General features: G+C 71.8%; 19 protein-coding genes. 9 read left to right on the forward strand and 10 right to left on the reverse strand.

Annotated elements, in window-relative coordinates; all coding sequences use genetic code 11:
• Nucleotides 1–127 precede the first annotated feature (127 nt).
• A complete protein-coding gene (locus RI578_RS29445; RefSeq protein WP_310873895.1) occupies nt 128–817 on the forward strand; it encodes a DUF899 domain-containing protein in 690 nt (229 codons plus the stop codon).
• Nucleotides 818–972: 155 nt separating this feature from the next.
• On the forward strand, nt 973–1,158 hold the full coding sequence (locus RI578_RS29450; RefSeq protein ID WP_121746457.1) for a hypothetical protein: 186 nt from the start codon (nt 973–975) through the stop codon (nt 1,156–1,158).
• 21 nt (nt 1,159–1,179) lie between these two features.
• Here RI578_RS29450 and RI578_RS29455 read toward each other — a convergent pair whose 3' ends face one another.
• The 3 genes from RI578_RS29455 to RI578_RS29465 form a co-directional block, all read right to left on the reverse strand.
• A complete protein-coding gene (locus RI578_RS29455; protein ID WP_310873896.1) occupies nt 1,180–3,129 on the reverse strand; it encodes an ABC transporter ATP-binding protein in 1,950 nt (649 codons plus the stop codon).
• A gap of 173 nt (nt 3,130–3,302) precedes the next feature.
• The gene (locus RI578_RS29460) at nt 3,303–3,755 is read right to left on the reverse strand and encodes a hypothetical protein (protein WP_399061800.1); all 453 of its coding nucleotides are present in this window, start codon (nt 3,753–3,755) and stop codon (nt 3,303–3,305) included.
• Nucleotides 3,746–4,387, reverse strand: coding sequence for an ATP-binding protein (locus RI578_RS29465; protein WP_310873898.1), 642 nt, complete (start codon nt 4,385–4,387; stop codon nt 3,746–3,748). The genes RI578_RS29460 and RI578_RS29465 overlap by 10 nt, the downstream gene beginning before the upstream one ends.
• A 223-nt stretch (nt 4,388–4,610) precedes the next feature.
• Between RI578_RS29465 and RI578_RS29470 the strand changes: the two genes are divergently transcribed.
• The gene (locus tag RI578_RS29470) at nt 4,611–5,471 is read left to right on the forward strand and encodes a helix-turn-helix transcriptional regulator (protein ID WP_310873899.1); all 861 of its coding nucleotides are present in this window, start codon (nt 4,611–4,613) and stop codon (nt 5,469–5,471) included.
• Nucleotides 5,472–5,747, forward strand: a complete 276-nt coding sequence (locus RI578_RS29475) for a DUF397 domain-containing protein (protein ID WP_310873900.1) — start codon at nt 5,472–5,474, stop codon at nt 5,745–5,747.
• 122 nt (nt 5,748–5,869) lie between these two features.
• Here RI578_RS29475 and RI578_RS29480 read toward each other — a convergent pair whose 3' ends face one another.
• Together RI578_RS29480 and RI578_RS29485 are read right to left on the reverse strand one after the other, a co-directional pair.
• Nucleotides 5,870–7,360 carry a glutamate synthase subunit beta gene (locus tag RI578_RS29480; protein WP_310873901.1) on the reverse strand — a complete coding sequence of 497 codons (1,491 nt, stop codon included), beginning with the start codon at nt 7,358–7,360 and terminating at the stop codon, nt 5,870–5,872.
• 168 nt (nt 7,361–7,528) lie between these two features.
• On the reverse strand, nt 7,529–8,008 hold the full coding sequence (locus RI578_RS29485; protein WP_310873902.1) for an anthrone oxygenase family protein: 480 nt from the start codon (nt 8,006–8,008) through the stop codon (nt 7,529–7,531).
• A 163-nt stretch (nt 8,009–8,171) separates the two neighbouring features.
• Between RI578_RS29485 and RI578_RS29490 the strand changes: the two genes are divergently transcribed.
• A complete protein-coding gene (locus tag RI578_RS29490) occupies nt 8,172–8,804 on the forward strand; it encodes a uridine kinase (RefSeq protein WP_310873903.1) in 633 nt (210 codons plus the stop codon).
• Between the two features lie 58 nt (nt 8,805–8,862).
• Here RI578_RS29490 and RI578_RS29495 read toward each other — a convergent pair whose 3' ends face one another.
• Entirely contained in the window at nt 8,863–9,990 is a 1,128-nt protein-coding gene (locus tag RI578_RS29495) for a magnesium and cobalt transport protein CorA (protein WP_310873904.1), read from the reverse strand.
• A gap of 233 nt (nt 9,991–10,223) precedes the next feature.
• Here RI578_RS29495 and RI578_RS29500 point away from each other — a divergent pair, with 233 nt between their 5' ends.
• Complete coding sequence (locus RI578_RS29500; protein WP_310873905.1) at nt 10,224–11,018, forward strand: methyltransferase domain-containing protein; 795 nt, start codon at nt 10,224–10,226, stop codon at nt 11,016–11,018.
• Nucleotides 11,019–11,096: 78 nt separating this feature from the next.
• Here the strand turns inward: RI578_RS29500 and RI578_RS29505 are convergent, their stop codons facing one another.
• Both RI578_RS29505 and RI578_RS29510 read right to left on the reverse strand, forming a co-directional pair.
• Nucleotides 11,097–12,020: a PfkB family carbohydrate kinase gene (locus RI578_RS29505; protein WP_310873906.1), complete on the reverse strand. Its 924-nt coding sequence runs from the start codon at nt 12,018–12,020 to the stop codon at nt 11,097–11,099.
• Nucleotides 12,017–12,925, reverse strand: a complete 909-nt coding sequence (locus RI578_RS29510; RefSeq protein ID WP_310873907.1) for a pseudouridine-5'-phosphate glycosidase — start codon at nt 12,923–12,925, stop codon at nt 12,017–12,019. Before RI578_RS29510 ends, RI578_RS29505 begins: the two co-directional genes overlap by 4 nt.
• Before the next feature lie 120 nt (nt 12,926–13,045).
• On the opposite strand from RI578_RS29510, the gene RI578_RS29515 reads away from it, so the two are divergent.
• A complete protein-coding gene (locus tag RI578_RS29515; protein ID WP_310873908.1) occupies nt 13,046–13,474 on the forward strand; it encodes a VOC family protein in 429 nt (142 codons plus the stop codon).
• A gap of 28 nt (nt 13,475–13,502) precedes the next feature.
• On the opposite strand, the gene RI578_RS29520 is transcribed toward RI578_RS29515, so the two are convergent.
• On the reverse strand, nt 13,503–14,057 hold the full coding sequence (locus RI578_RS29520; protein WP_310873909.1) for a methylated-DNA--[protein]-cysteine S-methyltransferase: 555 nt from the start codon (nt 14,055–14,057) through the stop codon (nt 13,503–13,505).
• An 80-nt stretch (nt 14,058–14,137) separates the two neighbouring features.
• On the reverse strand, nt 14,138–15,037 hold the full coding sequence (locus tag RI578_RS29525) for a glycerophosphodiester phosphodiesterase family protein (RefSeq protein ID WP_310873910.1): 900 nt from the start codon (nt 15,035–15,037) through the stop codon (nt 14,138–14,140).
• Between the two features lie 293 nt (nt 15,038–15,330).
• Here RI578_RS29525 and RI578_RS29530 point away from each other — a divergent pair, with 293 nt between their 5' ends.
• Together RI578_RS29530 and uvrB are read left to right on the forward strand one after the other, a co-directional pair.
• Nucleotides 15,331–16,206, forward strand: coding sequence for an MHYT domain-containing protein (locus tag RI578_RS29530; RefSeq protein ID WP_310873911.1), 876 nt, complete (start codon nt 15,331–15,333; stop codon nt 16,204–16,206).
• A gap of 40 nt (nt 16,207–16,246) precedes the next feature.
• Nucleotides 16,247–18,391, forward strand: coding sequence for an excinuclease ABC subunit UvrB (gene uvrB, locus RI578_RS29535; RefSeq protein WP_310873912.1), 2,145 nt, complete (start codon nt 16,247–16,249; stop codon nt 18,389–18,391).
• Nucleotides 18,392–18,404: the final 13 nt, after the last annotated feature.

Genomic DNA, 18,404 nt, shown 5'->3' on the forward strand with positions numbered 1-18,404 from the left:
CGGCGCCCCCGCGGCGCCCCGGCGGCGTGCCGGAAAAAATCTTGCCGAGCCGCGATGAGTTCCGCTCCGCCCGTCGGTCAGCACCTCCGACGGACCGTCGTGTCTCGCACAGGAGGAGCTGGATCCCATGTCGTTGCCCGAGATCGTCACCCGCGCGGACTGGCGCGCGGCGCGCGAGGCCTTACTGGCCAAGGAGAAGGCCGCGACACGCGCGCGTGACGCGCTCAACGCCGAGCGGCGCGGGCTGCCCATGGTGGAGGTCGACAAGGACTACGTGTTCGAGGGCGGCGACGGCAAGGCCACGCTGCTCGACCTCTTCGAGGGACGCGACCAGCTCGTCGTCTACCACTTCATGTTCGCGCCCGAGTGGGACGCCGGCTGCCGCAGCTGCTCGGCGTTCCTGGACCAGATCGGACACCTCGCGCACCTCAGGGCGCGCGGTACGTCGTTCGCGGCCGTGTCCCGGGCGCCGTACCCGCGGATCCTTCCGTTCAAGGCGCGGATGGGCTGGACGCTGCCCTGGTACTCGTCGTACGTCAGCGACTTCAACACCGACTTCGAGGTGACCCTCGAACACGAGGGCGAGCTGGTCGAGCGGCCCGGGCTCAGCTGCTTCCTGCGGGACCGCGACCGGGTCTTCCACACCTACTCGACGTACGAACGCGGCCTCGACGGACTCGGCTCGACCACCAGCCTGCTCGACCTGACCGCTCTCGGTCGGCAGGAGCAGTGGGAGAAACCCGAGGGACGCGCGTCGGCTCTCGGTGCGCCTGCGGGGAGCGAGAGAATCCGGTACCACGACGAGTACGAGGACTGACACGCACCGTAGCGAAGGAGGCCGAACGGCTGAGACGCAGCTCACACTTTGCGGTGAACGAGTGTCAACTATGTCTCAGTGTCATCACTCCGCGAGGCGATCGCTCCATGGTTGGCGTTTAACTCTACGAGTACAGCGCTACATGGAGGTGCAGGGTGAACGGGCGAACGGTGCTCGAACGCTTTCCCGCCGGCGGACCGCGTGGTTCCTGGCCGGCGGAGGAGTTCGCGAACGCGCGGCGTCTGGAGGGCCTGCCCGCCGAGGTCGTCATGGACCTCGCCACGGACATGTTCCTGGTCATCGTCCGGGCCGGCGACGCCGCCGGTGACGTGGCCGCCTGACGGGCCGGCGCGCCCCTGACGTCAGCCCGCCTTCGGGGCGGGCACCGGCGCCCTGGTGAACTGTTCCGCCTGGAGGGAGTAGAGCTCCGCGTACACGCCACCGGTGGCCAGCAGCTCGTCCGGTGTCCCGGACTCCACGAGCCGGCCCTGGTCGAGGACGTGCACCAGGTCGGCGTGGCGTACGGACGCCAGCCGGTGGGTGATCAGGACGACCGTCTGCCCGCTGCCGGCCAGGGCGCGGATCTTCTCGAAGACCTCCAGCTCGGCCCGGGCGTCCAGGGCCGCCGTCGGCTCGTCCACGATGAGGATGCGGCCCTGCCGGTACGCCGCGCGGGCGATCCCGACCCGCTGCCACTGGCCGCCGGACAGCTCGTGGCCGCCGCTGAAGTTGCGGGCCAGCAGGGTGTCCAGGCCGCGCGGCAGATCCGCGACCACCTCCTCGGCCCCGGCCTCGGCGACCGCCGCGGCCACCCGGTCGTCGCCGAGCGGCGTCGAGGAGCGCCCCACCGCGACGTTCACCCGCGCGGTGAACGGCCACCGCTTGAAGTCCTGCGCCACCATCGCGACGCGTTCGGCGAGCGCCTGCCGGTCCGCCGTCGCCGCGTCGACGCCGTCCCACGTGATCCGGCCCCGGTCCGGGGTGTACAGCCCGGCGAGCAGTTTCACCAGCGTCGTCTTGCCCGAGCCGTTCTCGCCGACGAGCGCCACGATCCGGCCCAGCGGCAGGGAGAGCGTCACGTCGTCGAGCGCCGGGCGGGTGGCGTCACCCGGGTAGCGGAACGTGACGTTCTCGAAGCGGATCTCCTTCGGGTCCTCCGGTAGCGCGGCGCCGCCCAACGGAATGGCCCGGTCGGCCGCCTCCACGTGCAGTCGTTCCAGGTCGCCGACGAAGAGGGCCTCCTCGTGGAGCGCGTTGACCTCCACGACCAGGGTGCCGAGGCTCTGCGAGCCGGTGCGGATGGCGATCACGGCCGTACCCGCCACCGCCAGGGACATCGCTCCGCCCAGCAGCAGCCCGCCGAGTGTCGCGTACGTCGCCGCAGTGGCCAGCCCGGTCCACGCCGCCGCGATCAGCCCCGTACGCGCCGCCAGCCGGGCCAGTCGGGCCTGCTCCGCCTCGGCGGTCTCCGACATGGCGCGGAAGTGCCGCAGCAGGAAGGGGCCCACGCCGTGCACCCGGATCTCCGGGGCCGCGGCCGGTTCGATGAGCAGACTGCCCAGCAGCCGCCCCGCGCGTTCGTGCTGCACCCAGGCGTGGAACGACTCGTACCGGCGGCGGGCCAGGGTCAGCGCGCTCCAGGCGCTCGGCAGGGTCATCGTCACCAGCAGCGGCAGCAGCGCCGGATGCAGCACGGTCAGGACGCCGGCCGCCGCGATCAGCGAGATCATCGCGTTCACCACGCGCGTGCCGTACATGATCATGCGCCGTGCGGAGGCCGCGCCGTACTGGGCGGTGTCCAGGAGTTTGTGGAAGGCGTGGTCCTCGATCGCGGACAGCTCCACGGCCGCCGCCCGCTCCAGGTACCGCTCGGTGGCCACCCGCTCCACCTTGGGTTCCAGCCGTCCGGTGGCGTACGTGGAGGCCGCCCGCAGCAGTGCCGCGAGCAGCATCACCGTCGCTACGGTGACCAGTGCCGGGACCGCTCCGCGCAGACGTTCCTCGATGGGGCCGGCGGCCATCAGTCCGGCCAGCACGCTGTTGACCGCGAGCAGACTGACCGCCTGTGCCAGACCCCGGCCCACCTCGGCGGCCAGTACGGTCCGCGCGGCCTGCGGGTCGGCCTGCCGGGCGAGCCGGAGGCTGGACGACAGCAGGGACGGCAACCGGGTCAGCATCGCCCGGAAGCCCAGCTCCAGAAACGCGTCGGCGTGCTGGTTCCACCCCATGTCGTAGCGCAGCGGACCGCCGAAGAGCAGCCGCTCCGACTCCGACACCCCGGCTGCCTCCGTGCCGCCCTTCCTGCGCACCATCTGCCTCCCCATCGTGGACGGACGGCCACTATCGCGGGGGCCGGACGCCTACGGGCAGGGCGTGGACGGGGGAGGCCGGAGCGCGCGGGCGCACGCCCGGCCGGAGGAAGCCGGAAGGGGGCGTGCGGGGCGGAGCCGGGGGAGCGAAGAGGGACGGGAGGGCGCGGCGGCGCCTATGCGCTCACCGGCCGCGACCACGTCGGCGTCGTGTTCGTCAGCCGGCACAGGGCCAGGTAGAGCGGGATGGGCGGGGTGTAGGGGACCGTGCCGTCCGGGCGGTGGATGAGGCCCGGCAGACCCGGGGTGTCGGGGACGACCGCGCCCGTGGCGTACCGCGCGGGCGCGGGCCACTCCAGTGCGTAGTCGGAGTCGGACGGGACGATCCACCACCAGTGCGCGTCGTCGGCGTAGACGCACCCCACGCGCGGCAGCCGGGGCAGCACCAGCGGGCCGAAGCGGGCGGGCACCGCCACCGCGTCGCAGCCCAGCGGGGCGGTCATGCCGTCCGGCACGGGCAGCCGCCGGGGTGTCGCGGAAGGCGCTCCGTGGGTGGTCAGCCCGCGCTGCAGGCGGACCAGGGTGTCCAGACCGAGCGGTCGGATGCCGGCCGCAGCCCTCATAGCCATTCGGTCCCCGTTCCGCGGCGCGCCTCTCGACGGCGTCCCTCCGCCTCGCCCTCGTCACCCGTGCCGTCGGCGGGGCCGGGCTTCGGGCGGGCGCCCCAGCCCAGGTCGTTGTGGGGCTCCGACGGGTCGCGCGGCCCGTCGGCCTTGCGCGGCAGCTCGGCCCAGACCAGCAGCCCGGGGCCGTGTTCGTGGGCGCCCCAGGCGTCGCACAGGGCGTCCACGAGAAGCAGTCCCCTGCCGTGCTCGTCGTCGGGCTGCTGATCGGCCGAGGGGTGGGGCTGGCCGGGGGCGCAGCCCTCGTCGCGCACGGCTATGCGGACCAGGTCGGTGCCGTCGTGCAGCTCGCACACTATGTGTCTGCTCGCGGTGTGCACGATCGCGTTGGTCACCAGCTCGGAGACGACCAGGGCCGCGGTGTCGCAGATGTCCTCGCACACCGACCAGCCGCTCAGCCGGGCCCGTGTCAGGCGTCTGGCCTGTGAGGGAGAACCCGGATGAGCGGCCAGCTCGAAACGGAACCGGCGCTCGGCAGCGGCGGTCCCCGAAGGGCCGGCTCCCATGGCGGCACCGAGGCCCAGGGAGCCCGCGGTGGCGTCTGTTCCTAAGGGCGCGGACGGAATCACGCTTGCCACTATCGCCCCGCCGTGAACACTTGGCAAGAGTCACTCTGAAAAATGCAGAGTGCTGTGTGACGGTCTGGACGGCCGTGGCACACTGCTCGCAACAGCACGTCGAGCGGCGCCACTTCAGATCCTTGAAGGCCTGCCCAGGCTTTCGAACAGGTCTTCGAATGGCGCCGCCGGGCTGTCCGCACAAGGGCACAGGGACTTTTCGGGACTCTTCAGGAGGTGGGCGGTGAGCGAGCCGCGGTCCGCGCCGACGGTCGGCCAGGTCGTCCTCGGCCGGCGCCTGCTGGACCTCCGGGAACGCGCCGGTCTCAAGCGCGAGGAAGCCGCCCGCATCCTGCGCGTCGCCCCCGCCACGGTCCGCCGCATGGAGATGGCCGAGGTCGCCTTCAAGATCCCGTACCTCCAGCTCCTGCTGAAGGCCTACGGCATCGGGGACGACGAGGCCGACGCCTTCGTGCGGCTTGCCGAGGACGCCAACAAGCCCGGATGGTGGCAGCGCTTCCACGACATCCTGCCGAGCTGGTTCTCCATGTACGTCAGCCTGGAGGGCGCGGCCGTCCTGATCCGCTCCTACGAGCCCCACTTCGTCCCCGGACTGCTGCAGACCGAGGACTACGCGCGTGGGGTGCTCCGCTCGGGAGCCATCGGGCAGACCCGGCCCGACGACATCGAGCGCCACGTCGACCTGCGCATGCAACGCCAGGAACTGCTCACCCGTAAGGACGCGCCCAGGCTGTGGGTCGTCATGGACGAGACCGCGCTGCGCCGCCCCGTCGGGGGCCCGGAGGTGATGCGTGCCCAGATCGACAGGCTGCTCGAGGCAACGAAGCTGCCCAATGTGACGCTGCAGGTCGCCCCGTTCGCCAACGGGCCGCACCCGGGCACGTACGGGCCCTTCGTGCTGTTCCGATTCGCCATGCCGGAACTGCCCGACATGGTCTACAGCGAGTACCTGACCGGCGCCGTCTACCTCGACGCGCGTGCCGAGGTGGCGACCCACCTCGAGGTCATGGACCGCATGGCGGCGCAGGCCGCCACGGCACATCGCACGAAGGAGATCCTCCGGGATCTCCGCAAGGAGCTGTGAATGAACCGCATCAAACCCCAGCGCTCGCCACGGACCCGCAGCGAGCGGATCTACAACGGCATGCCCGCCCGTGAGCTGGGCAGCGAGGGCTGGCACAAGCCGTGGAGCGGCGGCAACGGGGGCAACTGCCTGGAAGCGATGAAGCTCGCCGACGGCCGGATCGCGGTACGTCAGTCCACCGACCCCGACGGCCCCGCGCTGATCTACACCTCCGCCGAGATGACGGCCTTCATCGAGGGAGCCAAGGCGGGAGAGGCGGACTTCCTGCTGTCCTGAGACGTGCGCCCTGTTGATTGTTGTTCTTAAGCTGTTTGGCACTTAGTTGATCACCTATTGCGAACATGCAACACCCGTGAGCACTGATACGTAGGCCGCGACCCGGGCAGCGGCGGGTGTGTTCAGACCGTCATCGGCCGGTCGTACGGGCCCACCGGTGCCGGCAGCCGTGTACTGCCGCCCGACAGGTGGCGGTCGACGGCCGCCGCCACCGCCCGCCCCTCCGCGATCGCCCACACGATCAGCGACTGCCCGCGTGCCGCGTCCCCGGCGGCGAACACCCCCGGGACGTTGGTCGCGAACCCCCGGTCCCGGGCGATCGTGCCACGGGGCTCCAGTTCCAGCCCCAGCCCCTCGACGAGCCCGTCCTCCCGGTCCGGCCCGGAGAAGCCCAGGGCCAGGAGGACGAGGTCCGCGCGGAGCGACCGTTCGGTGCCGGGCAGCGGACGGCGCCCGGCGTCCACACCGACCAGGTGCAGCGACCGCACATGCCCCTGCGAGTCACCGGTGAGTCGGAGCGTGGACGCGGCGAAGAGCCGCGCGTCGGCATCCGCCGCCGGCGCGAACCGCAGGTCACGTGCCTCCTCGTGCGCGGCCGACAGCCGGTACAGCCGCGGATACGTCGGCCAGGGCTCGGCCTCCTCGTCGCGGTCCCCGCCGGGCTGCGCGTAGATGTCCAGCTGGGTCACGGACGCGGCCCCGTCCCGCACCGCGGTACCGAGACAGTCCGCGCCCGTGTCGCCACCGCCGACGATGACGACGTGCAGGCCGGCGGCCGACAGCGGGGAGCCTTCCAGGTCGCCCTCGCACACCCGGTTGGCCAGCGGCAGATACTCCATCGCCTGATGGACACCGGCCAGCTCGCGGCCGGGCACCGCCAGTTCCCGCCACGCGGTCGCGCCGGTGGCGATCACCACCGCGTCGTAGCGGGCCCGCAACTCGCCGGCGGCCACGTCCCGCCCCACCGCCGTCGACGTACGGAACTTCGTCCCCTCGGCCCGCATCTGGTCGACGCGCCGCGCCAGGTGCCGTTTCTCCATCTTGAACTCGGGGATGCCGTACCGCATCAGCCCCCCGATCCGGTCGTCCCGCTCGTAGACCGCGACCGTGTGCCCGGCCCGGGTCAGCTGCTGCGCCGCCGCGAGCCCGGTGGGCCCCGAACCGACCACCGCCACCGTCCGCCCGGACAGCCGGTCCGGCGGGCGCGGCGGGGTGAAACCCTCCTCCCAGGCCTTGTCGGCGATCGCGCACTCGACGTTCTTGATGGTGACGGCCGGCTGGTTGATGGCGAGCACACAGCCGGCCTCGCACGGTGCCGGGCACAACCGGCCGGTGAACTCGGGGAAGTTGTTCGTGGCGTGCAGCCGCTCGCTCGCCGCCCTCCAGTCCGCCCGGGAGACCAGGTCGTTCCACTCCGGGATCAGGTTGCCGAGCGGGCAGGCTTCGTGGCAGAAGGGGACGCCGCAGTCCATACAGCGGTCGGCCTGGGCGCCGATGATCGGCAGCAGCGCCCCCGGGACATGGACCTCGTGCCAGTCCCGGACTCGTTCCTCGGCCGGCCTGCGGGGCCACTCCTCGCGGGGCGTGGTCAGGAAACCCTTGGGATCGGCCATGGCCGTCTTCCTTGCGTGCGGGTGGCAGGCCGTGCGTCGTGGGGCGGCGCTCTTCCGGCCCACGATACGTCCCGCCCGCCCCGCGCGCAGAGCGCCGGACGGCTCCGCGCCCACGGTGTCCCGGCCGTGGCGGCGCCCGCCCCCCCGAGGCGAGGCGGCGGCGGGTCATCAGGCGAGGGCCAGCACGTACGCCAACGCCGCCGCGGCCGAGGCGACCGTACGCACGTGGTTCCACGCCGTCCACTCGCGCACGTACGAGGGCCACTGGGCGGCCGCCTCCGCGGTACCCGGCTCCAGCCGGAGCAGCGCGGTGTTGCGCGGCACATTGGCGGCCGCGGTCACCCCGAACGCCCCGAACAGGTACAGCGCGCTGCCCAGCAGCAGCTCCACCGCGGCCCCGTCCGGCCACAGCACGAACGTCACCACGGCGATCACCGCGGTCAGCACCGCCGTCCCCAGGAAGACGAGCATGAAGGCCGGCCGCACCGCGGCCGTGTTGATCGCGTTCATCGCGGCGACTCCCTGCGCGGGCGGCAGCGCCGCGAGCCCCCGCATGACGAAGGTCGAGAACGCGCAGAAGGCGCCGGCCGTCAGACCGGTCCCGAGCACACCCAGCACTGTCAGCACGAAGTACGGTCCGTCGATCATGTCGCGTCAACTCCCACCCGTCGCGTCGATGCCCGCTCGGCACCGTCGGCCATCGATCAGCCCAAGTCAACCTCCGCACGGGCACGGTGACCATGGCCGACCGGCGCGAGCGCATGCGCGAGCGTCCAGGCGGGCGGACCGGTGGCTGACGCATCATGGGCAGGTGCGACTGGAAGCGATCACCTGGGACAGGCTCGGCGACCTGCTCGCCGAGCGCCTGCTCGACCTCGAACCCGCCGACGGCAGCGCCTGGCCGCGCGTCGCCTTCGACGGCGCCCCGGCAGCCCGCCCCGGCGACCTCGCGGAGCGGGTCTCCGAGGCGCTGCGCGTGCGCGGCCGCCCCTCCCTCGTCGTCGGGACGGAGGGCTTCGTGCGCCCCGCCTCCCTCCGCCTCGAGTACGGGCATCAGGACGTCGAGTCCTACTACAACGGCTGGCACGACACCGGCGCTCTGTGGCGCGAGGTCTTCGACCCCCTCGGGCCCGATGGCGACGGGCGCGTTCTGCCCGACCTGTGGGACCCGGTCACCGACCGCGCCACCCGCAGCTCCTACGTCCGCCTCCCACCCGGCGGCGCCCTGCTGCTGCACGGCCCCTTCCTGCTGCGCCACTGGTTCCCCCTCGATCTGAGCGTCCATCTGGTCCTCGGCCCCGGCGCACTGCGCCGCCGCACCCCCGAGGCCGAGCACTGGACGCTGCCCGCCTTCGAGCGCTACGAGGTCGAGACCGACCCCTCCGGCACCGCCGACGTCCTCGTGCGCGCCGACGATCCACGGCATCCCGCGTGGAACGGCTGACGCGGGGGCGTGCCACGGCAGACCATGAGCTTCTCGGCCCGAGCGGCCCGGACCGCCGTCAGAGCCAGCCGTTGCGCCGGAAGCCCCGGTGCAGTGCCAGGCACGCGACGGTTATCACGCCGATGACCAGGCCGTAGCCGTACCGCCAGCGCAGCTCGGGCATGTGGTCGAAGTTCATGCCGTACACCCCGCAGACCATCGTGGGTACCGCGATGATCGCGGCCCAGGCGGTGATCTTCCGCATGTCCTCGTTCTGTGCGACCGTCACCCGGGCCAGGTGCGCCTGGAGGATGGAGTTGAGCAGTTCGTCGAACGCCGCGAGCTGCTCCGTGGCCCGCAGCAGATGGTCGGCGACGTCGCGGAAATAGGCCTGTATCTCCGGATCCACCACTCGGACCGGCCGTGTGGCCAGCTCGTCCAGCGGCCGGCCGAGCGGTACCACCGCCCGCCGCAGTTCCAGCAGTTCACGCTTGAGCTGATAGATCCGCCCCGGATCGACCCGCGCGCCGTGCTCCGCGAACACTTCCGTCTCGACCTGGTCGATGTCCGCCTGGACCGCCTCGATGACGCTCAGGAACTCGTCCACCACGTGGTCCGCGATCGCGTGCAGCACAGCGGACGGCCCCTTGGCGAGCTGCGCGGGATCGGACTCCAGCCCTTCCCGCAACGGTCCCAGCGAGCCGTGCCGCCCGTGCCGCACGGTGATCACGAAGTCCTGGCCGACGAACACCATGATCTCGCCGGTGCTCACCACCTCGCTCGTGGCCGTGAGCTCCTCGTGCTCCACGTAGCAGACCGTCTTGAACACGGCGAAGAGCGTCTCCCCGTACCGCTCCACCTTGGGGCGCTGGTGGGCCTCGATCGCGTCCTCGACCGCCAGCGGGTGCAGGTCGAAGAGGTCCGCGACACCCGCGAACTCCTGGTCCGTGGGCTCGTGCAGGCCGAGCCAGACGAAACCGCCCCCGCGCCCCCGCATCCGCTTCACCGCGTCGACCGGATCACCGCCCTCGGGAGTGCGGACGCCGTCCCGGTAGGTCACGCAGTTCACCACCGAGGAACCCAGCGGGGAACGGGCGGGATGGCTCAGGTCCACACGCGGGCGCCGCCGGGCCAGCCGGGCCACCTTGCGGAGGCCACCGACCCCTCCCAGGCCCGTGACCTTCCGCAGATTCCCTGCCATCGTCATCCGTGTCTCCTCGCGTGGGTCCCCTCGCGCCGTGCTTCCCGCGCCTTGGCGAGCCAGTCTGCCAGGCCGGAGTCAGCCGCGGACGAGCCTGTGGGTACGGAGCGTTCCGCTTTGTTCCCGGCTGTGGACAGGGCGTTCGGAAGCTGACCCACATCGACCCGGCCGCCCCCGAGGGCCGCCGCGCCGGAGCGTCGACCGCTTCAGGCAAGCCGGACAACTGGGATGATCGCCGCATGACGCGAACCGACGGATACCTCCTCGACAACCGGCAGGCCGAGGCGGCGGAGCGCTTCGAGGCCTTCACCACCCTCTTCGACCCCACGACGTTCCGGCACCTCCAAGCGCTCGGCGCCGGACCCGGCTGGCGCTGCTGGGAGGTCGGGGCCGGAGGCACCTCGGTGGTCTCCTGGCTGGCCAAAAGGGTGGGACCGACCGGCAGGGTCCTCGCGACCGACATCGACACCTCTCGGGTCGCTCCGGCCGGCCGGCCTCCGGTCGAGGTGCGCGTGCACGACGTGGGCGCCGAGGACCCGCCGGGGGAGGGGTTCGACCTGGTGCACGCCCGGCTCGTGCTCGTCCATGTCCCGGACCGGGAGAGGGCGTTGCGCTCGATGGTCAAGGCCCTGCGTCCCGGCGGCCGCCTCCTGGTCGAGGACGCCGACCCCGCGCTGCAGCCCCTGCTCTGTCCCGACGAGCACGGTCCCGAGCAGCAGCTGGCGAACCGGCTGCGGCACGGCTTCCGCCAACTGCTGGCCCGGCGCGGCGCCGACCTGTCCTACGGCCGTCGGCTCCCGCGTCTGCTGCGGGAGGCCGGGCTGCGCCAGGTGGAGGCCGATGCCTACTTCCCGGTCACCTCACCCGCGTGTGCCGCCCTGGAGTCCGCGACGGTCCGTCAGGTCCGCGACCAGCTGGTCGGCGCCGGGGTAGCCGGCCACGAGGACATCGACCGCCACCTCGCGAACATCGCGTCCGGCGGGATGGACCTCGCGACGGCTCCGATGATCTCGGCGTGGGGCCGCAAGGCGTAGGGGAGCGGGTCCCGGCCGGCCCGGGACGTCTGCCCCGGCCGACACCAGCGTCCCTCTCTCCCCTCTCCCCACACCTGCCTACGGCCGGTCCGTCGCCCGTGGAGGCCTCCCGCCCACCCGTTCGACCGCCCGCGCTCCCGCCCGGCACCCCGCAGCCGTCGCCTCCTCGGGCCCCGCGCCCGCGAGCAGTGCGGCGAGGAACGCGCCGGTGAAGGCGTCACCGGCGCCCGTACTGTCCCGCGGCGACGCCGGGTCGGCGGGGACGCGCGCGCACACGGTGCCGGACCGGGCCACCAGGGCCCCCTCCGCGCCCTGCTTGGCGATCACCAGCGGGACGAGCCGGCTCAGCTTGGCCGCGGCGTCCGCCGCGTCGGGCAGCCCGGTGAGCAGGCATGCCTCGCCCCGGCTGGGCAGCAGCGTGTCCACCCCCTCGATCAGGTCCAGGAAGCGGTCGACGCCCAGCTCGGTGAGGAACCCGGCCGACGCCGGGTCCAGGCTGACCGGCACCCCGCGCGCGCGTGCCGCGGCCAGGGCGACCGGCACCAGGGCGCGGCCCGACTCCGAGAACAGAAGGTAGCCCGACAGGTGCAGCCGGGCGACGCCGTCGAGCAGCGTGTCCGACCAGTCGTCGGGCCCGAGCCGCAGCGACGCCCCGCTGTCCGTCAGGAACGTCCGCTCGGCCGAGGCGCCCGTGTCGACCAGGCAGATCACCGTCCCCGTCGGTGCCGCCTCGTCGACGACCAGAAGAGGACGTACACCACGGGTCACCAGCTCACGCTCGTGCCAGGCCGCCGCCTCGGTGCCGACCCGCCCCAGCAGCCGTACGTCCCGGCACCCGCCGTACGCGGCCCAGCAGGCCACGTTGGCACCCGCCCCACCGGGCAGCCGGCGGATCGAGGCGGCCGTGTCCGTGCCGGAGGACAGCGGCCCCCGGTGCCGGGCGACGACGTCCGTGACGACGTCCCCGACGACCAGCAGCGCTCCGCTCGGCCCGGTGGTCATGCTTCGGCCCAGGCCGCCGCGACGCGGGCCGCCAGCCGCACGTTCGCGCGCACCGCAGCCAGGTTGGCGCTCAGCGAGGCCCCGTCGGTGTGCCGTACCAGGTAGTCGAGCAGGAACGGCGTGACCGCCTGGCCCGTGACCCCCGCCTCCTCGCAGGCGTGCAGCGCGTCGGCGAGCACCCGCGCGTGCAGCGCGGGATCGAGCTGCTCCTCCTCGGGGACGGGATGGGCGACCACGAGCGCGGACCGCGGCCCGCCGAGCGCGTCCTGCGCCCGCATGACCGTCGCCACCTGCTCCGGGGTGTCCAGCGTCCAGTCCACCGGATGCCCCGAGTCGGACAGGTAGAAGCCGGGGAAGCGGTCCGTACCGTAACCGGCCACCGCGACACCCAGCGTCTCGAGCCGCTGCAGGGTCGCCGGCACGTCCAGGATGGACTTCACGCCGGCGCAGACCACCGTGATGCGGGTGCGTGCCAGCAGGCCGAGGTCGGCCGACTCGTCCTGCGTCACCGTCCACTCCCGGTGCACGCCGCCCAGCCCGCCGGTGGCGAACACCCGGGCGCCCGCCAGGGCCGCCAGCTGGGCGGTCGCCGAGACGGTGGTCGCCCCGCTCGCTCCGGCGGCCACCGCGAGCGGCAGGTCGCGGTGGCCCAGCTTGCGGATGCCGTCCTCGTTCGCGACCCGCTCCAGCTGCTCCTTGTCCAGGCCGACATGGGGCCGCCCGTCCAGCACGGCGATGGTCGCCGGTATGGCGCCCTCCTGCCGTACGGCCTCCTCCAGCTCACGCGCCACCAGCAGATTGCGCGGGCGCGGCAGCCCGTGCGCGATGATCGTGGACTCCAGCGCCACCACGGGGTGACGCGCGTCGATCGCCGTCCGTACCTCTTCCGACATCATCAGCATCACGCGCCTGCCTCCTGTCCGTCGGTTCTCCCTCATCTCTGGCGGGCGGGGGACCGGGCCAAACCCCTCACGGACCCCGGCGCAGTCTTGCGGCTCATCATGAAGACCACGAGCCTGGGCACCATGACGCACAACACGACACGTCTCGACCATGTCGTCCTCTGGGTGCGCGACCCGGTCGCCGCTGCCCGTTTCTACGAGAAGACCCTGGGGCTGGAGCCCCTGCGAGTCACCGAGTACACCGCCGGGACCGTGAGCTTCCCCTCCGTGCGCCTCAACGACGAGACCATCCTCGACCTGGCGCCACACTCCCTGGCGGAACGCATGCGAGTGGTCCCCGGCGCCGACGGCAGCGCGGGCCATCCCGTCAACCACATCTGCCTGTCGCTGTCACCGCACGACTTCGAGGCACTGCGCGCCCGGCTTGAAGAGCAGGCCATCGCGGTCTCGGAACTGGCGTACGACTCCTACGGCGCCCGAGGCCCGGCCCGGCGCAGCTTCTACTTCGGCGACCCGGACGGCAACATCCTCGAGGCTCGGCACTACGAGTAGCCCCGCCGGGCCCCGGGCGGCCGACCTCTCAGAACAGCGGCTCGGGCAGCACGCCCTCGAGCGCGAGCAACTGTCGCTTGGTGCCCACGCCGCCCCCGAACCCGCCGATGCCGCCGTCGCTCTCGACGACCCGGTGGCACGGCACGACGACCGGCAGCGGATTGGCCCCCATCGCCATGCCCACCGCCTGTGCGGCGCCCGGCCGGCCGACCCGGTCGGCGAGGTCGCCGTACCCGACGACCGAGCCGTAGGGGACGCCGGACGCCAGCTCGCGCAGTACCTCCCGGTTGAAGCCCGAGATCAGCGACCAGTCCAGCGGCAGGTCGAAGTCACGCCGCCGGCCCGCGAAGTACGCCTCCACCTGCCGTATCGCCTCGGACAGCAGCGGCGAGCCGGGCGCCTCGACGGGCTCCGTGCCCAGCCGGGCCGCGAGCCCTTCGAGCGCACGGTCGCGCGCGGCGTCGGTGGCGTGGAACACGACGTTCACCAGTCCGTCGCGGGTGGCGGCCAGCAGCAGCGGACCGATGTCGGTGCCGACTACGGTCCACACGACCTGCCGTTCGTACTGCCCATGGCTGTCCATGCGCCAACGGTAAGGCTGGCCACTGACAACGCCCGGGGCAGCGGCGGACGCGACCGGCCCCTGCCCCGGGCGTGCCGTGATCACCGGCCGGCCGAGTCCTCGTCCTCGTCCTCGCCGACGGCGTCCCGCACCACGTCGGGCTTGTTGGTGATGATGCCGTCGACGTCGTACCCGGCGACCCGCCGGGCGGTGGCCGCGTCGTCGACCGTCCAGGTGAGGACCTCCATCGGCCTGCCGTGCGGCCCCGTGAACGCGTGCACGGAGGAGACGTAGCTCATGGAGAGGGAGCCGTGCGAGGGGTTGATCTGGTCGGTGAACTCCGCGTACTCGGGCAGGTCCGACACCGGCGGCGTGCCGAGGAACCCGGTCTTGACGGCCGGCTTGAGATCGTGGACGGTCCGGACGCTGTCCGCGCTGAAACTCTGCACGACCAGCCGGCCGGCCACATGCCGCCGGTCGAGCCAGCCCTCGTTGGCGAGGACCTTGAGGGTCTGCTGCTCGATGCCCGGATACAGCTGGGGGTTCTTCAGCTCCAGCAGCAGCTTCTGGTGGTTGTGCTCCACGCGGTCCACGTACTGCTTCAGCGTCGGCACGCGCGCGCCCGCGTACTCGGACCCGAACCAGCTCCCCGCGTCCAGCCGCGCGATCTCCGCCGCGGTGAAGTCCTTCACCTTCCAGGGCGAGCGGTCGGGGAAGATCTCCTCCACGTCGGTCGTGCGCCGCAGATTGTCGTCGTGGAGGACGACGAGCTCGCCGTCCTTGGTGCGCTGGACGTCGTTCTCCACCCAGCGGATGCCCATCTCGGCCGCCTTGTCGACGGCGGCCAGCGTGTTCTCCGGCGCGTACCCGGAGGCGCCCCGGTGGGCGACGACCGAGGGACCGTCGTCCCCGCTCTGGGCGGTCCTGGCGTGCGAGAGCGGAGTGAGCAGGGCGACTCCCAGGAGCGCGGTGGTCGTGACGGCAACTGCGCGCGCGTGCATGCGTACTCCTCGCGTCGAGCGATCACGGACAGCACCACTGTGACACCAGAGAGTCAACGGGAGAGGGGTGCAGAATGGCCACAGGCTGAATGGAGTTGCTCAACTCCGCTCACCGGGGCCCCACAAGTGGGTCAAGGCCGTGATTCTTTGCCGGAGAATCGTTCGACCATTCCGGTGGGAGTCATACTCTCTGCCTCGACCCTGACCGTTCGCGCGGTCCTGGGAGGGGGCGCACATCAGGGAAATTCCGGGACGTAACCGGGGTGCGAGAAGGCGGAAGGGCAGCCGCACATATGCAAGGCACGGTCGAGGGATTCAGCTACGGACTCGTCACACCGCTGGTGGCCTACCTCATGGCCTGCCTCGGCGGTGCCCTCGGTCTGCGCTGCACCACCAGGTCCATGCGGGTCACCCGGTCCTGGCGCCCGGCGTGGCTCGCGCTCGGCTCGGCGGCGATCGGCTCCGGCATCTGGACCATGCACTTCATCGCCATGATGGGCTTCACGATCGAACACACGCCGATCCGCTACGACTGGCTGATGACCTTCGCCAGCCTGGCCGTCGCCATCGTGATGGTGGGCATCGGGATCTTCATCGTCGGCTACCGGGGCGCGCGAGGAACCGCCCTGTTCACCGGCGGCACGATCACCGGCCTGGGCATCGCGTCGATGCACTACCTGGGTATGGCCGGGATGCGCCTGGACGGGCAGCTGACGTACAACACGTTCACCGTGGCCGTGTCCGTCGTCATAGCCATGGCCGCCGCCACCGCCGCCCTGTGGGCGGCCGGACAGGTCCGGGGATTCCTGTGGAGCGTCGGCGCCAGCCTGGTCATGGGGCTGGCCGTCACCGGCATGCACTACACGGGCATGGCCGCCCTCGAAGTCCACCTCCACGGCACGGCCGATCCCTCCACCGGGGGCTCGGCCGCGGAACTGCTCGCCCCCATGCTCATCGGCCCCCTGGCCTTCCTCCTCCTCGCCGGCGTCGTGGTGATGTTCGACCCGCTGATGGTCACGGGGAGGGCCGCCGAAGTCCCCGTCGAGCGGAAGCCGGGCGTCCCCGCCCACCCCGAGGCACCGCGTACGGTCCGGCGCCCTCCGCACCACCCCGCCCACCACACGCGCCGCCCGCTCGTCCGGCGTTCCCGAACGCCGCAGAACCGCTGATCCGGACCCGTTGTCAGTGCGGGGTCGTACGGTGGAACCCATGCGGCCCGTTTCCCAGATCGAACGCACGGTGGCGCCCTTCGAGGTCGTCAGCCCCTACCAGCCGAACGGCGACCAGCCGGCGGCCATCGCCGAACTCGCCCGGCGTGTCGAAGCAGGCGAGAAGGACGTCGTCCTGCTCGGCGCCACCGGCACCGGCAAGTCCGCCACCACCGCGTGGATGATCGAGAAGCTCCAGCGCCCCACCCTCGTGATGGCGCCGAACAAGACACTGGCCGCCCAGCTGGCGAACGAGTTCCGCGAGCTGCTGCCGAACAACGCCGTCGAGTACTTCGTCTCGTACTACGACTACTACCAGCCCGAGGCGTACGTCCCGCAGTCGGACACCTACATCGAGAAGGACTCCTCGATCAACGAGGAGGTGGAGCGCCTGCGCCACTCGGCGACCAACTCGCTGCTCACCCGCCGTGACGTCGTCGTGGTCGCCTCCGTCTCCTGCATCTACGGCCTCGGCACCCCCCAGGAGTACGTGGACCGCATGGTCCCGCTCCGGGTCGGCGAGGAGCACGACCGGGACGAGCTGCTGCGCCGCTTCGTGGACATCCAGTACACGCGCAACGACATGGCCTTCGCCCGCGGCACCCTCCGGGTGCGCGGCGACACCATCGAGATCTTCCCGGTCTACGAGGAGCTGGCGGTCCGCATCGAGATGTTCGGTGACGAGATCGAGGCCCTGTCCACGCTCCACCCGGTCACCGGCGAGATCATCAGCGACGACCAGCAGCTGTACGTCTTCCCCGCCTCCCACTACGTCGCGGGCCCCGAGCGCCTGGAGCGGGCCGTCAACGACATCGAGAAGGAGCTGGCGGAGCGGCTGACCGAGCTGGAGAAGCAGGGCAAGCTGCTGGAGGCCCAGCGGCTGCGGATGCGCACGACGTACGACCTCGAGATGCTCCGCCAGATCGGCTCCTGCTCCGGCGTGGAGAACTACTCCATGCACTTCGACGGCCGCCTGCCCGGCTCCCCGCCGAACACCCTGCTGGACTACTTCCCGGACGACTTCCTGCTCGTCATCGACGAGTCGCACGTCACCGTCCCGCAGATCGGCGCCATGTACGAGGGCGACGCCTCCCGCAAGCGGACCCTGGTCGACCACGGCTTCCGGCTGCCCTCCGCCCTGGACAACCGTCCACTGAAGTGGGAGGAGTTCCAGGGACGCATCGGACAGACCGTGTACCTGTCGGCGACCCCGGGCACCTACGAGCTCTCCCGCTCGGACGGCGCCGTCGAGCAGATCATCCGCCCCACCGGCCTCGTCGACCCGGAGGTCGTCGTCAAGCCCACCGAGGGGCAGATCGACGACCTGGTGCACGAGATCCGCAAGCGGACCGAGAAGGACGAGCGCGTCCTGGTCACCACGCTCACCAAGAAGATGGCCGAGGACCTCACCGACTACTTCCTGGAACTCGGCATCCAGGTCCGCTACCTGCACAGCGACGTCGACACCCTGCGCCGCGTCGAACTCCTGCGTGAGCTGCGCGCCGGCGAGTACGACGTCCTGGTCGGCATCAACCTGCTCCGCGAGGGCCTCGACCTGCCGGAGGTCTCCCTGGTGGCGATCCTAGACGCCGACAAGGAGGGCTTCCTGCGCTCCGGCACCTCCCTGATCCAGACCATCGGCCGCGCGGCGCGCAACGTCTCCGGCCAGGTCCACATGTACGCCGACAAGATCACGCCGGCGATGGAGAGGGCGATCGACGAGACCAACCGCCGCCGCGAGAAGCAGGTCGCGTTCAACAAGGCGAACGGCATCGACCCTCAGCCGCTCCGCAAGAAGATCAACGACATCGTCGCGCAGATCGCCCGCGAGGACATCGACACCGAGCAGCTGCTCGGCTCGGGCTACCGCCAGTCGAAGGACGGCAAGGCCGCCAAGGCCCCCGTGCCCGCCCTCGGCGGCCAGGCGGCGGCCGGCGCCAAGGCGGCCAAGGGCAAGGGCAAGGTCAAGGAAACCGTGCCGACCGACCGCCCCGCGGCGGAGCTCGCCGAACAGATCGAGGACCTCACCACCCGTATGCGGGCGGCCGCCGCGGACCTGCAGTTCGAGATCGCGGCCCGGCTCCGGGACGAGGTCTCCGAGATGAAGAAGGAGCTGCGTCAGATGAAGGAGGCCGGTCTGGCCTGACGGCCCGCCCGGG

The sequence above is a fragment of the Streptomyces sp. BB1-1-1 genome, from assembly GCF_031597775.1.
Taxonomy (GTDB): Bacteria; Actinomycetota; Actinomycetes; order Streptomycetales; family Streptomycetaceae; genus Streptomyces; species Streptomyces thinghirensis.

Excerpts from the sequence above, each read along its gene's own strand:
- RI578_RS29445 (WP_310873895.1), top strand. The coding sequence starts at position 128 with ATGTCGTTGCCCGAGATCGTCACCCGCGCGGACTGGCGCGCGGCGCGC.
- RI578_RS29455 (WP_310873896.1), bottom strand. The coding sequence starts at position 3,129 with ATGGTGCGCAGGAAGGGCGGCACGGAGGCAGCCGGGGTGTCGGAGTCG.
- RI578_RS29460 (WP_399061800.1), bottom strand. The coding sequence starts at position 3,755 with ATGGCTATGAGGGCTGCGGCCGGCATCCGACCGCTCGGTCTGGACACC.
- RI578_RS29475 (WP_310873900.1), top strand. The coding sequence starts at position 5,472 with ATGAACCGCATCAAACCCCAGCGCTCGCCACGGACCCGCAGCGAGCGG.
- RI578_RS29480 (WP_310873901.1), bottom strand. The coding sequence starts at position 7,360 with ATGGCCGATCCCAAGGGTTTCCTGACCACGCCCCGCGAGGAGTGGCCC.
- RI578_RS29485 (WP_310873902.1), bottom strand. The coding sequence starts at position 8,008 with ATGATCGACGGACCGTACTTCGTGCTGACAGTGCTGGGTGTGCTCGGG.
- RI578_RS29495 (WP_310873904.1), bottom strand. The coding sequence starts at position 9,990 with ATGACGATGGCAGGGAATCTGCGGAAGGTCACGGGCCTGGGAGGGGTC.
- RI578_RS29500 (WP_310873905.1), top strand. The coding sequence starts at position 10,224 with ATGACGCGAACCGACGGATACCTCCTCGACAACCGGCAGGCCGAGGCG.
- RI578_RS29505 (WP_310873906.1), bottom strand. The coding sequence starts at position 12,020 with ATGACCACCGGGCCGAGCGGAGCGCTGCTGGTCGTCGGGGACGTCGTC.
- RI578_RS29515 (WP_310873908.1), top strand. The coding sequence starts at position 13,046 with ATGACGCACAACACGACACGTCTCGACCATGTCGTCCTCTGGGTGCGC.
- RI578_RS29520 (WP_310873909.1), bottom strand. The coding sequence starts at position 14,057 with ATGGACAGCCATGGGCAGTACGAACGGCAGGTCGTGTGGACCGTAGTC.
- RI578_RS29525 (WP_310873910.1), bottom strand. The coding sequence starts at position 15,037 with ATGCACGCGCGCGCAGTTGCCGTCACGACCACCGCGCTCCTGGGAGTC.
- RI578_RS29530 (WP_310873911.1), top strand. The coding sequence starts at position 15,331 with ATGCAAGGCACGGTCGAGGGATTCAGCTACGGACTCGTCACACCGCTG.
- uvrB (WP_310873912.1), top strand. The coding sequence starts at position 16,247 with ATGCGGCCCGTTTCCCAGATCGAACGCACGGTGGCGCCCTTCGAGGTC.